Below are 16,428 nucleotides of genomic sequence, written 5' to 3' on the forward strand. Positions count from 1 at the left end.
CCTCTAACAGAACGACAGTCTAGAGACGAACGGCAGCATTTTCCGCGCTTTAATCTTGGTTACGCATCATTTTCTTCTGCAGCGATTTCAGCAGGCCGGCGCTCAAGGCGCAAATGCGCAGTATCTACGGCGGGCCAAGGCCGATACGGCATAAATGCCCACGCGCTTTCCGTTAGCCTGTCAGCACCATGGCCGGGCTCCCGCCGTCGGCCGATTGCTCAAGAACGGATGGACCTGCGCATGACACTCTCCTTTGATCCTGCCACGCTTCGTCTCCCGAAAGGTCATTATATCGGCGGCCGTTACGTCGAAGGCGCAGACGCGCTGGAAATCCTGCGACCGAGCGATGGCAAACCGCTGGCTGCCATCCCGGTCGCCGATGCGGCCCTGGTGGACGAGGCCATCCGGATTTCGGCGAAGGTGCAGCGCGAGTCCGATTGGGCGACCTGCATGCCCCGCGATCGCGCCCGCGCCCTGCATCGCTGGGCTGACCTCATAGACGAGGACGCCGATTATCTGGCCCAGTTGGAGGCCGTGTGCTCGACAAGACCGATCACCCAAGCGCGCCAAAGCGATGTGGTCGCCTGTGCCGACCACATCCGCTTCTTTGCCGAGTTTGCCGACAAGGCTGGCGGTCAGGTGGTTCCGACGGCCAACGCGCAGATGGGCATGATCCTGCACGAGCCTTATGGCGTGATCGGCGCGATCGCTCCTTGGAACGTGCCGCTTTCGATGGCCGCCTGGAAGCTCGGACCGGCTCTCGCCGCCGGTAACGGCATCGTCATCAAGCCCTCGGAAATGACGCCTTTTTCGACGCTCTATCTCGCCGAGCTGGCAGTGAGGGCTGGCATCCCCGCCGGTCTCGTCAATGTCGTGCTCGGGGATGGTCCAGTCACAGGCACTGCCATCACCACGCATCCGTTGGTCGGCAAGATCAGTTTCACCGGCTCCACCCGCGCCGGTGCGCAAATCATGCAGGACATTGCCCGCACCGGCATCAAGCCGATGACGCTTGAGCTTGGTGGCAAGAGCCCACAGGTGGTGTTTGCCGATGCCGATATCGATCTCGCCGCCGCCTGTATCGCCCGGTCGATCACCGGCAATGCCGGTCAGGTCTGCGTGGCCGGATCGAGGTTGATCGCCGAAAAGCCGGTGGCGGAAGAGCTCGCTGCCAAGATCGCTGGTCATATGACGGCGATGCGCCCGGGCAAGACATGGGATGAAAGGACGATCTACTCGCCGATCATCTCTGAGGCACAGATCACCCGTATCGAAACGATCGTCGATGCCGCCCGCTCTGCCGGTGCCGAGATCGTTGCCGGTGGCTGCCGGATGGAATCCGATGGCTATTTTTATGCTCCGACCATCCTTGCCGGGGTGGACGAAAACAATCCGGCGGTGACGGAAGAGATTTTTGGGCCTGTTCTCAGCATCCAGACGTTTGAAAGCGAAGAACAAGCCACTGCACTCGCCACGCATCCGACTTACGGTCTGGCATCGGGTCTATTCACCCGCGATCTATCGCGGGCGATACGGATGTCTCGCAAGCTTGAAGCCGGCACCGTCTGGGTCAACCGCTACGGTCGTTCCCGCGACATGATCCTGCCGACCGGCGGCTACAAGAGTTCGGGCCTTGGCAAGGATCTCGGGCGCGAGGCTTACATGGGCGCGATGCGCACCAAATCGGTCCTCATCGACCTCTGATTCCGCAAACGCACAATGGCCCGGTGCGACCCTGGCCATTGTGCGTTTGTATCGACATCTTCAACGTCAGGCGTGAGCGAATTTGCGCACCAGTTCCGGGTCCTGCTTCAGGTTGTCGAGCCATCCCGGATCGAGCGTCGGCAGCGACGAGGCCAGCAGTTTCGTGTAGGGGTGACGTGCCTCGGCGTGCAAATCGGCCGCCGCAAAGGTTTCCAGCTTCTTGCCGCCGAACATCACCATTACCTCGTCGCAAAGCGATTGCACGGTGTGGATATCGTGGCTGACAAACAGATAGGATAGATGCAGTTCGCGCTGTAGCTCCTTCAGCAGTTCCAACACCTTGGCGGCAACGACGGTATCCAGCGCCGAGGTGATCTCGTCGCAGAGCAGCACGTCGGGCTTGGCAGCCAACGCACGGGCAAGATTGATACGCTGGCGTTGACCACCCGACAGTTCGCGCGGAAGCCGGTGGCGGAACTGCGCCGGCATGCGAACCATGTCCAGGAGTTCGATCACCTGTTTGTCGCGCGTCTCGCCCTTCATGCCGTGATAGAAGGTCAGTGGCCGGCCGATGATGTTGCCGACTGTCTGCGCCGGATTGAGTGCGGTATCCGCCAATTGGAAGACGATCTGCATTTTGCGCAACTCTTCCTTGCTGCGGGCACTGACCTGCGGCCGAAGGTCTTTCCCATCGAGAACGCAGGCGCCGGAAGCCGCCGGCAGCAGGCCGGCGGCAACGCGCAGAAGCGTGCTCTTGCCGCAACCGGATTCGCCGATCACACCGAGCGAATGCCCCCGTTGCAGGGCAAAGCTGACACCGTCAACCGCGATGATATGCGGCTTGCCGTCGCTTTTCATATTACCGTAGCCGGCAACGACATCGCGCATTTCCAAGACCGCACCATTGGCGAGGCGCGATCCGGCCGCTTTGGCTTCCACCGGCTCGAAAGCCGAAATCAACGCCTGCGTATAGGGATGCGCCGGGGCTCCGACGATCTGCTCAGTCTTGCCGGCTTCCTGAATCTCGCCGTCCTTCAACACGATGATGCGATCGGAAATCTGCGCCACGACCGCCAGATCGTGAGACACGTAAACGCCGGTCATGCCGCGGTCGAGAATAGCCGACTTGAACGCCTTCAGGACCTCTATCTGGGTGGTGACATCGAGTGCCGTCGTCGGTTCATCGAAAACGACCAGCTCCGGGTCTCCGAGCAGTGCCATCGCTGCCGCCAGGCGCTGTATCTGGCCGCCCGATACCTGATGTGGATAACGGTCACCGATCGTTTCTGGCGAAGGCAGAGAGAGGCTTCTAAACAGGCCGATCGCCTTGTCACGCGCAGATGCCTTGTCGAGAATGCCGTGAATTTCGGCAACTTCGACGACCTGATCCATAATCTTCTTGGACGGATTGAATGAAGCTGCCGCACTTTGCGGAACGTAGGACACTTTGTTGCCGCGCAGTTTTCGACGCGCGCCTTCGTCGAGCGTGATAAGGTCGACGCCGTCAAACAGCACGCGGCCGCCGGAAAAATGGCAGCCCGCACGGGCATAAGCAAGCAGCGACAGAGCGATCGTCGTTTTGCCTGAACCGGATTCGCCGATCAGTGCCAGCACCTCGCCGCGACGGACATTGAAGGAAACACCTTTGAGGATTTCTATAGTGCGGCCGCTGTCGGTGGTGGCTGTAACCCGAAGGTCTTTGATACTGACCAGCGTTTCGCCCGCGGTTTTTGGATATTTGGTCATGGTCTACTCCAACTGGTCGCGGATGCGCTGCGGCAGGTTATCGATCAGAAGATTGATGGCGAGGGCAAGGCTCGCCAGCGCCAGTGAAGGCACGACCACGGCCGGCGATCCGTAGGAAATGCCGATCATGTTCTCGCGCACAAGCGCCCCCCAGTCCGCGTTGGGCGGCTGCACGCCAAGACCAAGGAAGCTCAGGCCCGACAGAAGCAGAATGATGTGTACGAAACGCAGGCCGAGATCGGCCATGATCGGTCCGGCGATATTCGGCAGGATCTCGTGGATCATTATATAAAAATGTCCCTCCCCGCGTGCCCGGGCAGCGGAGATGAAGTCGAGAGCATTGACGTTGACGGCCATCGAGCGGGTGAAACGGTAGCATCCAGGGAAGAAAATGACGGTGATGGCGCCGATCAGGATCGGAATGCTGGAGCCGCCGCCTGCAACGATGACCAGCGCCAGTAGCAGGTTGGGAATGCCGACAAATGTATCGATGGCACGGCTGAGGATTGTGTCGAAGACACCTCCGAACGCTGCCGCCAGCAGGCCGAGTGTGATGCCGATCAGCGCGGCAAGAATTAAGCCAACGAAAGCGATGCCGATCGTATAGCGCGTGCCGACGATCAGGCGGGAATAGATGTCACGGCCGAGATAGTCTGTGCCGAGCCAGTATTCTTTGCTCATCGGGCCGAAATAGTCGTAGCTGACCATATCGCCGGCCGGATAATGAACCAGCAGCGGCGCAAAAAGAGCGACGATAATCCAGAACAGGACAACGAGCAGACAGACAGCGGCGATGGGCCGGATCTGGAAGCGGATCTTGCGTCGTGGCGCGGTGGAAACGGTCATCAACGCAACCTCGGATTGGACAGGATGGCGATGATATCGGCGGCGGTGATCAGCACGAGATAAAAGCCGCAGAAAATCATCGAACAGGTCTGGATAAGCGGCATGTCACGGGTAGAGACGCCATCCACCATCAATTTGGCAAGGCCCGGATAATTGAAGACCGTCTCAACGATGATGACGCCGCCGAGAAGGCCTGACATGCTGAGCGCGACGGAATTGACGATGGGCGCGACGGAGTTCGGTAGCGCATGGCCCAGCACCATGCGGCTGCGCGAGGCGCCCTTAAGCATGGCCATTTCGACGTAAGGAGTAACCATGGCATCGGCGATCGCTGCGCGCGACAGGCGGATCATCTGTGAGCAGCTGCCGAACACCAGAACCGAAACCGGCATGATGTAGGCAAGCACAACAGTATGCAGGTCCGCGGTGGTCGGAATGAAAGACAATGCCGGCAGCCACTGCAAATAAACCGACAGCCACATGACCAGCAACGTGGCGATCATGAATTCCGGGAAGGACACGAGCATGATGGCGACGGACGAGATTGCCCGGTCAAAAATTGAACCCTTCCAGATCGCCGCGAAAATGCCAAGACTGAGCGCCAATGGAATGGTGATCGCCATGGTGACGGCAGCAAGCGTGAGCGAGTTGGGGAGACGTTCCGCCACGAGACTTGCAACCGGCCTGTCGGATACGTGCGAATATCCCAGATCACCAGTGAGCAGGCCAAAGATCCATTCAAAATAACGCAGGATGGCTGGCCGGTCGAGGCCGAGCGTTTCCCGCAACTGCGAAGCAGCCTCCGTCGTGACGGCTTGGCCGAGCAATTCCTGCGCCGTATCCCCAGGCAGCAACTCCGTAATGAAGAAGACCGCCAGTGATACGAGGAACAGCGATAGAATGGCGACCGCCAACCGCCCGCCGATCATCTCTAGGATGCGTTTATTCATATAGGCTGCGCCTCTTGCTCAGTCAGGGAATCCAGTGCCGCAAACCCGGCAAACAGGATGCGCGGTCTCCCGCGCATCCTGTTTAATCAGGCATCAAGCCAGACGGTATCGGCAATATTATAGCCCTGAAGCATGCCGAGCGGATGCGGATTGAGACCGCCGACCTTGGTGCTCATGGCATCGGCGCTGGCGATATAGGCGGGGATGATCGTTGCGGCGTCCTTTGCCACCATCGCCTGCATCTCGCCGTAGATCTGCTTGCGCTGGGCTTCGTCCAGAGAACCGCGTGCTTCGAGCAGCATCTGGTCGAATTTCGGGTTGACGTAGCGGCTCTTGTTCCAGGCGGCATCCGACTTGTAGAGCAGTGAGAACAGGATATCGGTGGTTGGGCGGGCATTGATATTGCCGAAGTGGAACGGTGCCTTGATCCACTGGTTCGACCAGTAACCGTCAGCCGGCATGCGCTGCACGTCGATCGTGACGCCAATCTTGGCGGCATCCTGCTGCAGCACCATCGCCATGTCCGGCGAGGCCTTGGCGGCTTCCGAACAAACCAGCGGGATGCCGACACCGAGAAGGCCGGCCTTTTCGAAATGGTGCTTGGCGCGTTCCGGGTCGAAGGCCGGCGGCACGACTTCGGCGTTGAAATAGCGGCTGGCACGCTGGATCGGCTGATCGTTATGCGGCTCGCCGAAACCACGCAGAACCGCGCGGTTGATGGCATCGCGGTTGATGAGGGCGCGAACGCCGTCGATGAAGTCCTTCTTCGAACCCGGCTCCATGTCCATGCGGATATTGAGATTGGTATAGCTGCCGCCGGGCGCGACCATCAGGCGCAGATTGGGGTTGGCCTTGACGAGCGGCGCCGAGCGGGCATCCATCGAAGCGCCGATATGGATATCACCCGAAAGCAGTGCATTAAGGCGGGCGTTTTCGTCCGGGATACCGAACATCTCGATGCTGTCGACGAAAGCGGCATCCGACTTGAAATAGTTGGGGTTCCGCTTGCCGACGGTGCGGATGCCGGGCTCAAACACTTCCGTTATGTAAGGACCGGTACCGACTGCCTTGGTGAACTCCGTCGTGCCATCGGGGATGATGACGAAATGGTAGGTTCCCAGGATTGCCGGAAGGTCGGCATTGGGCTGATCGAGTTCGATACGGACCGTATTCTTGTCCACGGCTTCGATCTTGGTCATCGCCTTGGCAAGGGCATTGGCGCGCGAGGTCAGTTTCGGATCGACATGGCGGCTCAACGAATAGACCACGTCGGCGGAATCCATCGTCTTGCCATTGTGGAAGGTGACGCCTGTCTTGAGCTTGATCGTCCACACCTTGGCGTCCGTGGTATCGAAGCTTTCGGCCAACTCCATCTGCGGCGTGAACGAGTTATCAAGCACCGTCAGCTTGTTGTAGAAGGTCGACATGCGCATGTAATCTCCCTGGGCGGAGGCGCGCACCGGGTCCAGCGTATCGGCCGTCGAGGTGGAATTGAGCGCGACGCGCAGTGCGCCACCGCGCTTCGGCGTCTGGGCAACAGCATTTCGTGCTGAGCCGGCGAACATGCCGGCGGTGGCGGCAACGACGCCGCCGGCGGCCAGCATGCGAAGGAGATCGCGTCGGGTCGCACCGCGACGAATGGCATTCTCGACTGCGCTGTCGTCGTTCCGGTTAAAGCGGGACTTATCGAACTGATGTGTCATGGCGATGCTGTTCCCTATTGTTATTGATTGGAGGGTTGCCTTTGCATCTTTGCCCTCCCCGAGGGGACTGGCAAAAAGCAGAGAAACTCCGCCCGCTCACTATGGCGCGCCATTCGATGAAAGTTACGCGGTTTTCAGGACTGCGACCGCATAATGTTTTATGAAATGTTGGCGGACAGGCGTTGTGTGCTGTGCGTCACAGTTCACCCCCATTTCACCTGTGGCCTGTTGATTATGGAATGGTCTGCCCCTCCGAGGGCATTGAGTGGTTCCGACCGGCGTGGTGCATCGCTTCCAACCCGGAGGACGCCTGTTCTTAGATGACGATGACTACGCTGCCTTTGCCTAGCTCCGGGCGGATTTCAGGGGCTGTGGCATTTCTGCAGGTCGATATTATCCACCAACTCCACCATGCTTTGTTAGCCTGTTGCGGGTAGAAGAGGCACGCGCCTGAGTGTTGCCCCGTAAATCAGTTCCTGTCTCAGTGGGACATGCCGGATTTGATCGCTTCTCCCGCAAATGCCTCGCCGCTTTGCACCTGGGGCAGGTCGTAATTTCTACGCGACTTCGCTTTCATTTTCAGCAGGGACAGCAATTCATAGCCTCCCGTCCATCGGCCGAAGCCGCTCCCGATGTTGATATGACCGGCTGGCCCAAGGTTTCTGACCTGCGTCTTCCAGAGGCGGGCGTAGAGGGAGAGGCTTTCCAGAGGCATATAGATATCGTTCAAGCTTCCGACAGTGATTGTTGGAAAGGGCAGAGCGCGTGTGGGCATCCGGCCAAAATGGATTGCACCTGGATGGAGTTTTTCCGTCGTCGACAGATCGCACGGCGCAACCAGCAATGCACCTTTGATCAATCTCGCCGTGGGCCTGTCTGCACATTTTGCCGCCAGCAGGCAGCCAAGACTATGGGCGACGATGTAGGCTGGCCCTTCGTGAATCAGCACCTCTTCAAGGCGGTTCGTCCAGGCTTCAACTCTCGGAGATTTCCAGTCGTCCTGCTCGACCAGCCGGCTTTCGGTGTTATCATTAAGCCAGAACCGCTGCCAATGCCCGTCATCGGACCCGTTCAACCCAGGCAAGATCAGGGTGGGTGTCATATGTTTGTTCCTCACTGTTGAGCGCCGTCAGCTTTGGAAATAGGGAGACCGCTCCAGTGCAGAGATTTCCTGTGAAATCTCGGTTATGCGCTCGCGCAGATCACACCGTGCCCGGTAACCCATCCTGGAAAAACCTGCGTCGTCCAGGTCCAGTTTCGCTTCCAGTTGATCCCTCAGGGTCTGAAGGCGGTCAAAATGTCTGATCAGGCTCATTATGTCCTCACGTCTGCAGAGCGCTTCCCATGACCTGCCGATCCGGGTAGAGGGAATATTATTGTCCATAAATTCAGTAGACAAAAGAAACGACCGGCTATCGATGATCGCGATTGCGGAAATTCGCCACTGCTGTTCATGGAGTGCGTAGAAAAACGCGACGGAGAATGTGTTTTTCAGCTTCCGGCATGGCGTGGACATCCATGCCTGCCGGGACCCTCCGCCTGCGGAGGCTTTCCCCATGCCCCATGAGCCTCAGCGGATGGACAGGCTTCACTGTGGGTACAAAAATGCGGATTGGGATCAGACTTTGGACAAAACGTTTAATTTCGAGAAGGCTGCGGGATGTCATTCGTTGTTTGCAGGTGTTGCATCGAGCATACTGACAACGGTTGAAGTTCCAGATGCCCTCTCCTCCCGGGCCATCTTTTCAACTGTTCCCTCTGGAGGTTGATCCTTCAAAACTCAGGGTCTCCGTTTACTGGAGGCCCTTTTTTCTGGCTTGGTCTTGAAGCTCAGGCACATCTCAACCTGACGGGAGCCTTGGCACCCGATGGAACGTCGATTTGAAGTAGCGTAGCCCGATATCAAAGTGATAATGGAGCGATGCGGTTTGAGGGCTCCTAACCGGTTTTTGTCCGCCGGCGCAAAATCTCGATCTCGTGGTGCTCAAGCGCGCGGGCTTTGCCTTTCGCCAGGTCACCCAGCTTTATGTCGTCGATTGCCACCCGGATCAAACGAAGGCATTCGATATCCAGCCCTTTGAGCATTCTGCGGATCTGCCGGTAGCGGCCCTCCCGCAATTCGACTTCAAGCCACGTGTTTTTATCTCCTGCGCGCAGGATCTTGACGGATGAAGCGCTGAGCATTTCGCCGCCCTCGCTGACGCCGTGGCGCATCTGGGCAATCATGTCATCGGTCGGCATGCCCTTTACCTGCACATGATAAATCTTCCCGATATGGGTGACCGGGTCGAGCAGGCGCTGAGCGAGCACCGTATCGTTGGTGAACAGCAGCAAGCCCTCGCTCGCCTTGTCCAGGCGGCCGATGGGGGAAAGAAAAGGGTTGTCCATCTGTGCGAGGCAATCAAAGACCGTTGGCCGCCCTTCCGGATCGACCCTCGTGGTCACCATGCCCCTTGGCTTGTTGAGCATGAGATAAACGCTGGCTTCTGCAACAATGCGAACACCGTCGACCGCGATCAGGTCGGTATGAACGTCTGCCCATGTCAGGATATCAGTGACCACCCGGCCGCCGAGTGTCACGCGCCGTTCGGCCACCAGCTTTTCGGCTTGTGTGCGGGAGCAATAGCCAAGTTTGGACAGTGCACGGCAGATGGTTGCGCGCGCGCCGTTATCAGATGCCTGTTTTGCCAAGACGAAGTATTCCAGGAGCTTTGCTGTCTGAACTGCGTTTAGACAGGCAATATTGTTTGCTACTGCGCCGCCCATCTGCAGGGCGTTGCGCGATCAAACGTGGATGGTATCGAAATCCCGAAAAACTGCAACGGGTGCTCCATAATGGCCGAGTGATGTTGTCAGAAATCTGGCCGTCCCGAACGTCGGGCCAGGGCTTCTCAATCGTTCAGGATAAGTGCCGGTTTTCGAAAGTTTACATTCTTGCCGAAGGTAGATCACGATACGCGGCATCATGCCGTCGCATTGAGCCAAGCTTGGCCCGAAGTCAAGCCGCAAGCGCTGTCCCATGGCGGCAACTCTTCAGGCGGGGCGGTATCTTGGTGAGGATGACAAGGACAAGCACTATCCCTTTGCTGCGGCCACAACCTGATGCTATTTCGATGGAATATGGCAAATGAGGAAACCGGTGATGGCGTTCAGGATGAAGGAACCCAAGACTGCGCAAAAGGCTCGCACTCCTACGGAGCGCATTGGCGGGAGCCTTGTGACCTCCACGGTCCGTTCCTTGGAAGGCTGCGTTGGCCAGCGACACTTAACCGTTTAAATTATGCTGCCAGCCATCCGATCCCACTACCAAGGCCTAGCCCTTTACGGAGTACATCATGTCGAATGAAATGCAGGGTTTACCGGTTGGACAAGACGCTGGGCGTGGCGCCTACGTATTGGCTGCCACCTGTGATCTCAACGGTTGCTTTCGCGGCAAGCGTGTTGAGGCGGCATCGCTCGACAAGATTTTGAAGGGCGGTATCCGTATGCCGATGTCCTCCATCGGTGTTGATATCTGGGGCACGGATGTCTTTGCAAATTCCCTGACGCTGGATCAGGGCGATCTGGATGGCATTTGCGAACCGACGGAGCGCGGGCCGATCCCCTTGGCCTGGTCGGCAACGCAGGCGCAATTCGTGCCGATGTGGATGCGGATGGAAACCGGTGAGCCGTTTTTCGGCGATCCGCGCCGCACGCTGGCCGATATCCTTGACAGGTTTCAAGCGGTTCACCTGACCCCTGTCGTCGCGACGGAAGTCGAGTTCTATCTGATCGATCCCAAGTCACCGCGGGCCAAGCCGCTGACCCGGATGCCGGTCGGCCATGCGGATGCCAAGGATACGATCTATTCGCTGGAGGAACTGGCCGAGGTCGGGCCTTTCCTGGATGATGTCTATGCGATGGCTGCCGCATGCGGTGTCGCCGTCGATGCCGCGACCTCAGAGAGCGGGCCGAGCCAGTTCGAGTTCAACCTGATGCATGGTCCTGATGCTCTGAAGGTGGCCGACGATACAGTTTTCTTCAAGCAGATCGTTCGCAACATGGCGCGCAAGCACGGGTTTGCTGCGACCTTCATGGCCAAGCCCTACCCTGCCCATTCCGGCAGCGGCTTGCATGTGCATTTCAGCATCGTGGATGCGCAAGGCCGCAATGTCTTCGATAATGGCGGTCCCGAAGGCACGGTTCTGATGCGGCAGGCCGTGGCCGGACTGATTGACGCCATGCCCGATTGCACCGCTCTGTTTGCGCCCCACCTGAATTCGTTTCGCAGGCTCTGCCCGGATAGCCTGGCGCCCACCACGGCCGCCTGGGGTTACGAAAACCGCACGGCCGCCATCCGCATTCCTGGCGGCCCTTCTGTCGCCCGCCGCATCGAACACCGCGTCGCTGGCATCGACGCAAATCCTTATCTTGCCATCGCTGCCATTCTGGGGGCGGCGATCGACGGGATCACCCGGCACGCTGAGCCGCCTGCGCCAACGGCAGGCAATACCTACGCCAGCGATGCGCAGTCCCTTCCCGCAACATGGCCGGCTGCTCTCGATCTCTTCGAGCAGAGCGAGATCGTCAAACGGATTTTCCAACCGAAACTGATCGAGATGTTCTCCACCTGCAAACGCCAGGAACTTGCCGTGTTCAACCGCGATATTTCCGACCTGGAATATGCGAGCTACCTGCTTAGCGTCTGACGCGAAGCATGCCAGCAATTCAACGTCGCAACCAACGTCAAAGGATTGTCGTTGCGTTGTGGCGCGAGGGCATACGCCGATCGGTTCCTGCAAGTTGAACCGATCTGTCTGTGCGTTTTGTCATAGTTGAAACAGTCAATCCTAATTTTCTTAAGTGGACCACGACCGCCGGGCTCAGCAGCATGCGGCCGCTCATTATCGGCTTCTTTTTTGGTAAATGCGGCATTTTGGCGCATGGCTGTCTTGACCAATCGGATGCGGCGCAATATTCGTTGGAGGAAAATAATTTGCCTTTAAGGCAACATTGGACTTGAAGGCGTATTCTGGGAGGAACGCATGATAATCCACGAGGCAGGTGCCGACGCGCACCTTGCGACGCGCATCGACCGGATGCATTCCCGCGACAGGGCCGGCCTGATTGTCTTTATAACCGTGCTGTGGTGCACCATGGTGTTCGCACTGGTGACGATCTGGCCGTACATCTCCGTACCTGCCATCCGTATCATCCTGACGGCCGCCTGTGGTCTGGTCTTGGTGTTCAACACCGCTGCCATCGTGGCGATGCTCCGGCACTATCACGAGGACAAGCATTTCATCTACGGGCTCGACCTCAAGCATCTCGATGAGATGCGCCGGCGCCGGCGTTAGGAGGAGATTATGGCTTACAAACCGCCGAAGCAGAGTTTTGCCGGGCAGATTTTCGACGTCATTACCCTTCTGGTCCTGACCGTCGGTGCGCTCTATCTTCCACTTTATCTTGGCCTGGCAGGTGCGGCCAAAACACCCGCGCCTATCGCCAACCCGACATGGGAAGCCCTTGGACAGAACGCCACCGAGCAGCAGCAATGGGCAGCCCTAGGCGTCACTGATCCGGCCGCCGCCAACGATATCATCACCGCCCGTTTTGACTATTCGTTCAGCTGGATGGCCCTCGTGGTCATGGCAATCCTGGTGATCGGGTATTTCGTGCTGGTGGTGCGGTTGTCTGACAAGGAATATCGCGACGTCATTGCTGAACGCTTCGGCGTCAAGAAGAGATAGTGGGGCTCCAATGGATATCTGGACTATTCTGGAATATGCGGCATGGGCCCTTTCGGCGCTCTTTGCCCTTTTGATGCTGTCGGACATGATCCGCATCGATACGACCTATGACAATGAGCTGCTGACATCATCCCGCGAAGGTGAGATCGAGGCGGCAGCTGAACGTCACACGCTGTGAGGGCCTGGACATGGTAGACACCAAAACTGCTCCCGGTCAGCCTGAACGGCTGCAATTGCTGCGCGTCCTTGGTCCCGCCCATATCTGGGCACTCGGCGTCGGCATTGTTCTCGTCGGCGAATATATGGGATGGAATTTTGCCGTCGGCAAAGGCGGCATGATTGCCGGCCTGATCGCCTGCTGGGTGGCTGGCCTGCTTTACACCTGCGTGGCAATGATCGATTCCGAGGTGACATCGACGGTTGCCGCCGCCGGCGGCCAATATGCGCAGGCCAAGCACATCGTCGGGCCGTTGATGGCCTTCAATGTCGGGCTGTTTCTGGTCATGGCCTATACGATGCTGGAGGCTGCCAATGCCATCACTATCGGCTTCCTGCTCGATACGGTGGCCGGAATGCAGGGCCATAGCGGCCTGCATCAGCAGCCGTTCATCGTGCTTTGCATCATGTTTCTGGCATGGCTGAATTATCGCGGCGTTTTGGCAACGCTGACATTCAATCTCGTCATCACCGCCATCGCCTTCATGGCCATCATCGCCCTGTTCCTGTCGGTGCAGTTCGGCGTGTCGAGCGTTCCGCTCGATTTCTCGGCGGTGACGACCGATCCTATGCCTTATGGTTGGATCGGTATCCTGGCCTCGCTGCATTTCGGCCTCTGGTATTACCTCGGCATCGAAGGCACCTGCCAGGCTGCCGAGGAAGTGCGTTCACCTGCCCGCTCTCTTCCCTACGGCACCATGGCCGGCATCATGACGCTGCTGATCGCCGCGACCATGACCTGGTATGTCTGCTCCGGGCTTATTCCTTGGGAATATCTCGGCCAGGCCGGCACACCGCTGTTTGATGCGGCGCGTGTTACGGGCAATCGCGGGCTGATGGTTCTGCTCTTCATCGGCACGATGTTCTCGACGCTCGCTTCGGCAAACGGCTGCATCAACGATGCGTCACGCGCCTGGTTCTCGATGGGCCGCGACCGTTATCTGCCGATCTGGTTCGGTGCCGTGCATCCGGTTTATCGCACACCGTATCGCTCGATCATCTTCCTCGTGCCGATTGCCTTGATCTTCGCGCTCGGCGCGCCGCTCGACCAGGTCGTCACGTTCTCGATCCTGTCCGGGCTGCTGGGCTACACGTTCATGACCTTCAACATGGTGATGTTCCGCAAGAAATGGCCTCTCGATACGATCAAGCGCGGTTACGTCCACCCGATGCATCCGTTGCCGACGATCGTGCTTCTGATCTTGTGCGCCACCGCCTATGTCGCCGTCTTCCTCGGATACGGGACGCAGCTCATCGCGATGGTCAGTTTTTATATCATTGCATCGCTGTGGTTCCACTTCCGGCGCTACCGGTTCGTGCGTCGAGGCGACCAGTTCACCATGCCCTGGCCACGGCCGGAGGGGTATTGATCTGAACACAATCCGCAGCCTGATCAGTGGCTGCGGGTCCAGTATCCGGAGGGAACAGGGTTGACGATCTATTATCTGCTCTTCGCCTTTGCCCTTTTGGCTGTCGCCTGGTTCGTCCGCGCCGCCATCCGTGGACATCGGCAGGCCATGCAACAGCGCGGCCGGTTGCTCGACGAAGCCCATGGGCTGCTCACCGAACCGGGCATCAGCATTGCAGCGGATCAGTTTCCCATCGTCACCGGATGGATCGGCGATGGCCGCCATGTCAGGATCGAACTGATTGCCGATACGATGGTGACACGCCGCCTGCCACAACTCTGGCTGAAGGTGACGTTGTTTGAGCGTGCTGCACGGGACTGTCCGTCACTCGGCGCGCTCGCCCGTCCAACCGGTTCGGAATACTATTCGCTCGTTCACGGCTTTCCGGAATGGATGAGTCCGCCCCAGATGGGCATTTCCTTGCTGATGCGTGGTGACGGACGGGCGAACGCTGAGCAGGCGGCGCTGGCCGGGCGGCATTTCCAGCGCCTGTTTGCTGACCAAAAGGTCAAGGAGGCGGTGATTACCGCGAAGGCGGCCCGGCTCGTTTATCAGGCATCGCAAGGGGAGCGTGCGGCGCACATGTTTTTGCGGCAGGCACGGTTTTCGCTCGAGACGGTTCCGGCTGCAACGATCGCTCAGGCCATTGCGCTGACGGCAGGCCTGAGTACGATTTACGCTGAAGCAGACAGTGTGCCTGTCTTGCAAGTTGCTTGAAGGCTGCTCGTGTCGAAACCGATAAATCCCTATCTCGTTCTTCTTCTGTCGATCATCCTGCCGGGTGCCGGCCATGTCGCCGTCGGCGAAGCACGCCGCGGGCTGGCATTCGCGCTGTTCGTCCTGTTGTTTTCGTTCCTGACCTACATGACCACCACGCCGGAACAGTCCTTTATCGGGAGACACGCGGGCGGTCTGTTCATCTGGGCACTGTCGATCCCCGATGCCTATCGCCGGGCACGGATACGGTTTTCGGTTGGATCGTGACTACATTGGCCGCCGCTGTCCCGTCGATGCCCGCTCGACCAGATGACAGGCGAGTTCGACGCGGCGCGGCGGCATCGGCAGGCCCGAGAGGCTGTCGCGCAAAAGGTCGAGCGCGACCGAGCCGATCTCGCGCATCGGGATATGCATTGTCGTCAGCGGCGGGTTGAGGAAGGATGCCTGCGGCAGGTCGTCCATGCCCATGACGGAAACGTCGCCCGGCACCGAATAGCCCCGCTGCTGGACGCCCATCATCGCGCCGACGGCGAGACTGTCACCTGCGGCCAGAACGGCGGTAAAATCAAGCCCGCGCGCCGCGATCCGTGAGGCAATGGCCTGCGCTGCCAGTTCCGGCAGCCAGTCCTCGACCGGAACGACCAGATCCGTGTCTGCGGCAAGCCCGTGATGCAACAGCGCATCCTTCCAGCCCTCATAGCGCCGCTCAATGGTGCGTCGCCCCGGCCGCATCAGAAACAAGATGCGCTCATGACCAAGCCCGATCAGGTGATCGGCGGCCAGCCGCGCGCTGGACCGGTTGCAGGGCGTGACGCTGGAAAGCCGCATGAACGGATCGTCGCTGTTGAGCAGTACCACCGGTTTGTCGAAGCCGCGGGTCGCGGCCAGCATGCCCTCGTCATCGACCGTTAGAAACAAGAGGCCTGCAACCTGCGGATCGTCTTGCGCCTCCTTGAGAACCGCCAGTTCCTCGTTGCGGTCGGCAATTGGCCGTGTGACGATCTCGAGACCCAGTGCTTGTGCCCGTTCCTTCAGTCCTTCAAGCACGTAGAGCGTGAACTGGTTGCGGACATAATCGATCATCGCCGCACTCGACGCGGCCAGAATGACCTTCTGGCCCGCGACCGCTGTCGGGATGACGTAATTGGCAATCTTTGCCGCTTCGAGCACCTGCTGGCGGATTTCCGGCCGCACCCCTTTTTCGCCCGCAATCGCCCGCGACGCTGTGCTCAGTGAGACGCCGCACGCCTCGGCAATGTCCTCCAAGCGGACCCGCCTGCTCTTCTTTCCGCGTTTGCCCGCGATGGGTTTGACAGCCATATCGATCTCCGTTGCATCAACATGAGAAAAATTTTCAGATTGCGCAACAAAATTCGACGTGCATTTATTTCGCCAACGAGCCGCCCTG

Annotated in this window: 16 protein-coding genes; 8 read left to right on the plus strand and 8 right to left on the minus strand. The window is 58.9% G+C overall.

What is annotated here, in order from left to right; translation table 11 throughout:
- The first annotated feature begins 240 nt into the window (after positions 1–240).
- A complete protein-coding gene (locus ACSQ3J_RS22530; RefSeq protein WP_060502447.1) occupies positions 241–1,704 on the plus strand; it encodes an aldehyde dehydrogenase family protein in 1,464 nt (487 codons plus the stop codon).
- Between the two features lie 66 nt (positions 1,705–1,770).
- Here ACSQ3J_RS22530 and ACSQ3J_RS22535 read toward each other — a convergent pair whose 3' ends face one another.
- The 7 genes from ACSQ3J_RS22535 to ACSQ3J_RS22565 all read right to left on the minus strand — a co-directional run bounded on the left by ACSQ3J_RS22535 (position 1,771) and on the right by ACSQ3J_RS22565 (position 9,640).
- Positions 1,771–3,450: an ABC transporter ATP-binding protein gene (locus ACSQ3J_RS22535; RefSeq protein ID WP_060502358.1), complete on the minus strand. Its 1,680-nt coding sequence runs from the start codon at positions 3,448–3,450 to the stop codon at positions 1,771–1,773.
- Positions 3,451–3,453: 3 nt separating this feature from the next.
- Positions 3,454–4,296: an ABC transporter permease gene (locus tag ACSQ3J_RS22540; RefSeq protein ID WP_060502357.1), complete on the minus strand. Its 843-nt coding sequence runs from the start codon at positions 4,294–4,296 to the stop codon at positions 3,454–3,456.
- Positions 4,296–5,246, minus strand: coding sequence for an ABC transporter permease (locus tag ACSQ3J_RS22545; protein WP_060502356.1), 951 nt, complete (start codon positions 5,244–5,246; stop codon positions 4,296–4,298). The genes ACSQ3J_RS22540 and ACSQ3J_RS22545 overlap by 1 nt, the downstream gene beginning before the upstream one ends.
- A gap of 86 nt (positions 5,247–5,332) precedes the next feature.
- Entirely contained in the window at positions 5,333–6,949 is a 1,617-nt protein-coding gene (locus ACSQ3J_RS22550) for an ABC transporter substrate-binding protein (protein WP_436040349.1), read from the minus strand.
- A 481-nt stretch (positions 6,950–7,430) separates the two neighbouring features.
- Entirely contained in the window at positions 7,431–8,051 is a 621-nt protein-coding gene (locus ACSQ3J_RS22555; RefSeq protein ID WP_060502354.1) for an RBBP9/YdeN family alpha/beta hydrolase, read from the minus strand.
- A 27-nt stretch (positions 8,052–8,078) separates the two neighbouring features.
- Positions 8,079–8,465: a hypothetical protein gene (locus ACSQ3J_RS22560; RefSeq protein ID WP_436040351.1), complete on the minus strand. Its 387-nt coding sequence runs from the start codon at positions 8,463–8,465 to the stop codon at positions 8,079–8,081.
- A 422-nt stretch (positions 8,466–8,887) separates the two neighbouring features.
- Positions 8,888–9,640, minus strand: coding sequence for a pseudouridine synthase (locus ACSQ3J_RS22565; RefSeq protein ID WP_244481927.1), 753 nt, complete (start codon positions 9,638–9,640; stop codon positions 8,888–8,890).
- Positions 9,641–10,284: 644 nt separating this feature from the next.
- Between ACSQ3J_RS22565 and ACSQ3J_RS22570 the strand changes: the two genes are divergently transcribed.
- The 7 genes from ACSQ3J_RS22570 (at position 10,285) to ACSQ3J_RS22600 (ending at position 15,287) form a co-directional block, all read left to right on the plus strand.
- Entirely contained in the window at positions 10,285–11,637 is a 1,353-nt protein-coding gene (locus ACSQ3J_RS22570; protein WP_060502353.1) for a glutamine synthetase family protein, read from the plus strand.
- Between the two features lie 336 nt (positions 11,638–11,973).
- Positions 11,974–12,285, plus strand: a complete 312-nt coding sequence (locus ACSQ3J_RS22575; protein ID WP_060502352.1) for a hypothetical protein — start codon at positions 11,974–11,976, stop codon at positions 12,283–12,285.
- A gap of 9 nt (positions 12,286–12,294) precedes the next feature.
- Complete coding sequence (locus ACSQ3J_RS22580) at positions 12,295–12,678, plus strand: hypothetical protein (RefSeq protein WP_060502351.1); 384 nt, start codon at positions 12,295–12,297, stop codon at positions 12,676–12,678.
- Between the two features lie 10 nt (positions 12,679–12,688).
- Entirely contained in the window at positions 12,689–12,856 is a 168-nt protein-coding gene (locus ACSQ3J_RS22585; RefSeq protein WP_162246331.1) for a hypothetical protein, read from the plus strand.
- Between the two features lie 10 nt (positions 12,857–12,866).
- On the plus strand, positions 12,867–14,264 hold the full coding sequence (locus tag ACSQ3J_RS22590; RefSeq protein WP_060502350.1) for an APC family permease: 1,398 nt from the start codon (positions 12,867–12,869) through the stop codon (positions 14,262–14,264).
- Positions 14,265–14,324: 60 nt separating this feature from the next.
- Positions 14,325–15,020 carry a hypothetical protein gene (locus ACSQ3J_RS22595; RefSeq protein ID WP_112834654.1) on the plus strand — a complete coding sequence of 232 codons (696 nt, stop codon included), beginning with the start codon at positions 14,325–14,327 and terminating at the stop codon, positions 15,018–15,020.
- 9 nt (positions 15,021–15,029) lie between these two features.
- Positions 15,030–15,287, plus strand: coding sequence for a hypothetical protein (locus ACSQ3J_RS22600; protein ID WP_060502349.1), 258 nt, complete (start codon positions 15,030–15,032; stop codon positions 15,285–15,287).
- Here the strand turns inward: ACSQ3J_RS22600 and ACSQ3J_RS22605 are convergent, their stop codons facing one another.
- Positions 15,288–16,340 (minus strand): LacI family DNA-binding transcriptional regulator, encoded by a 1,053-nt coding sequence (locus tag ACSQ3J_RS22605; RefSeq protein ID WP_060502348.1) that lies wholly within the window; start codon positions 16,338–16,340, stop codon positions 15,288–15,290.
- Between the last annotated feature and the right edge of the window lie 88 nt (positions 16,341–16,428).

This window comes from Rhizobium sp. LjRoot98, assembly GCF_964252935.1.
GTDB lineage: Bacteria > Pseudomonadota > Alphaproteobacteria > Rhizobiales > Rhizobiaceae > Pararhizobium.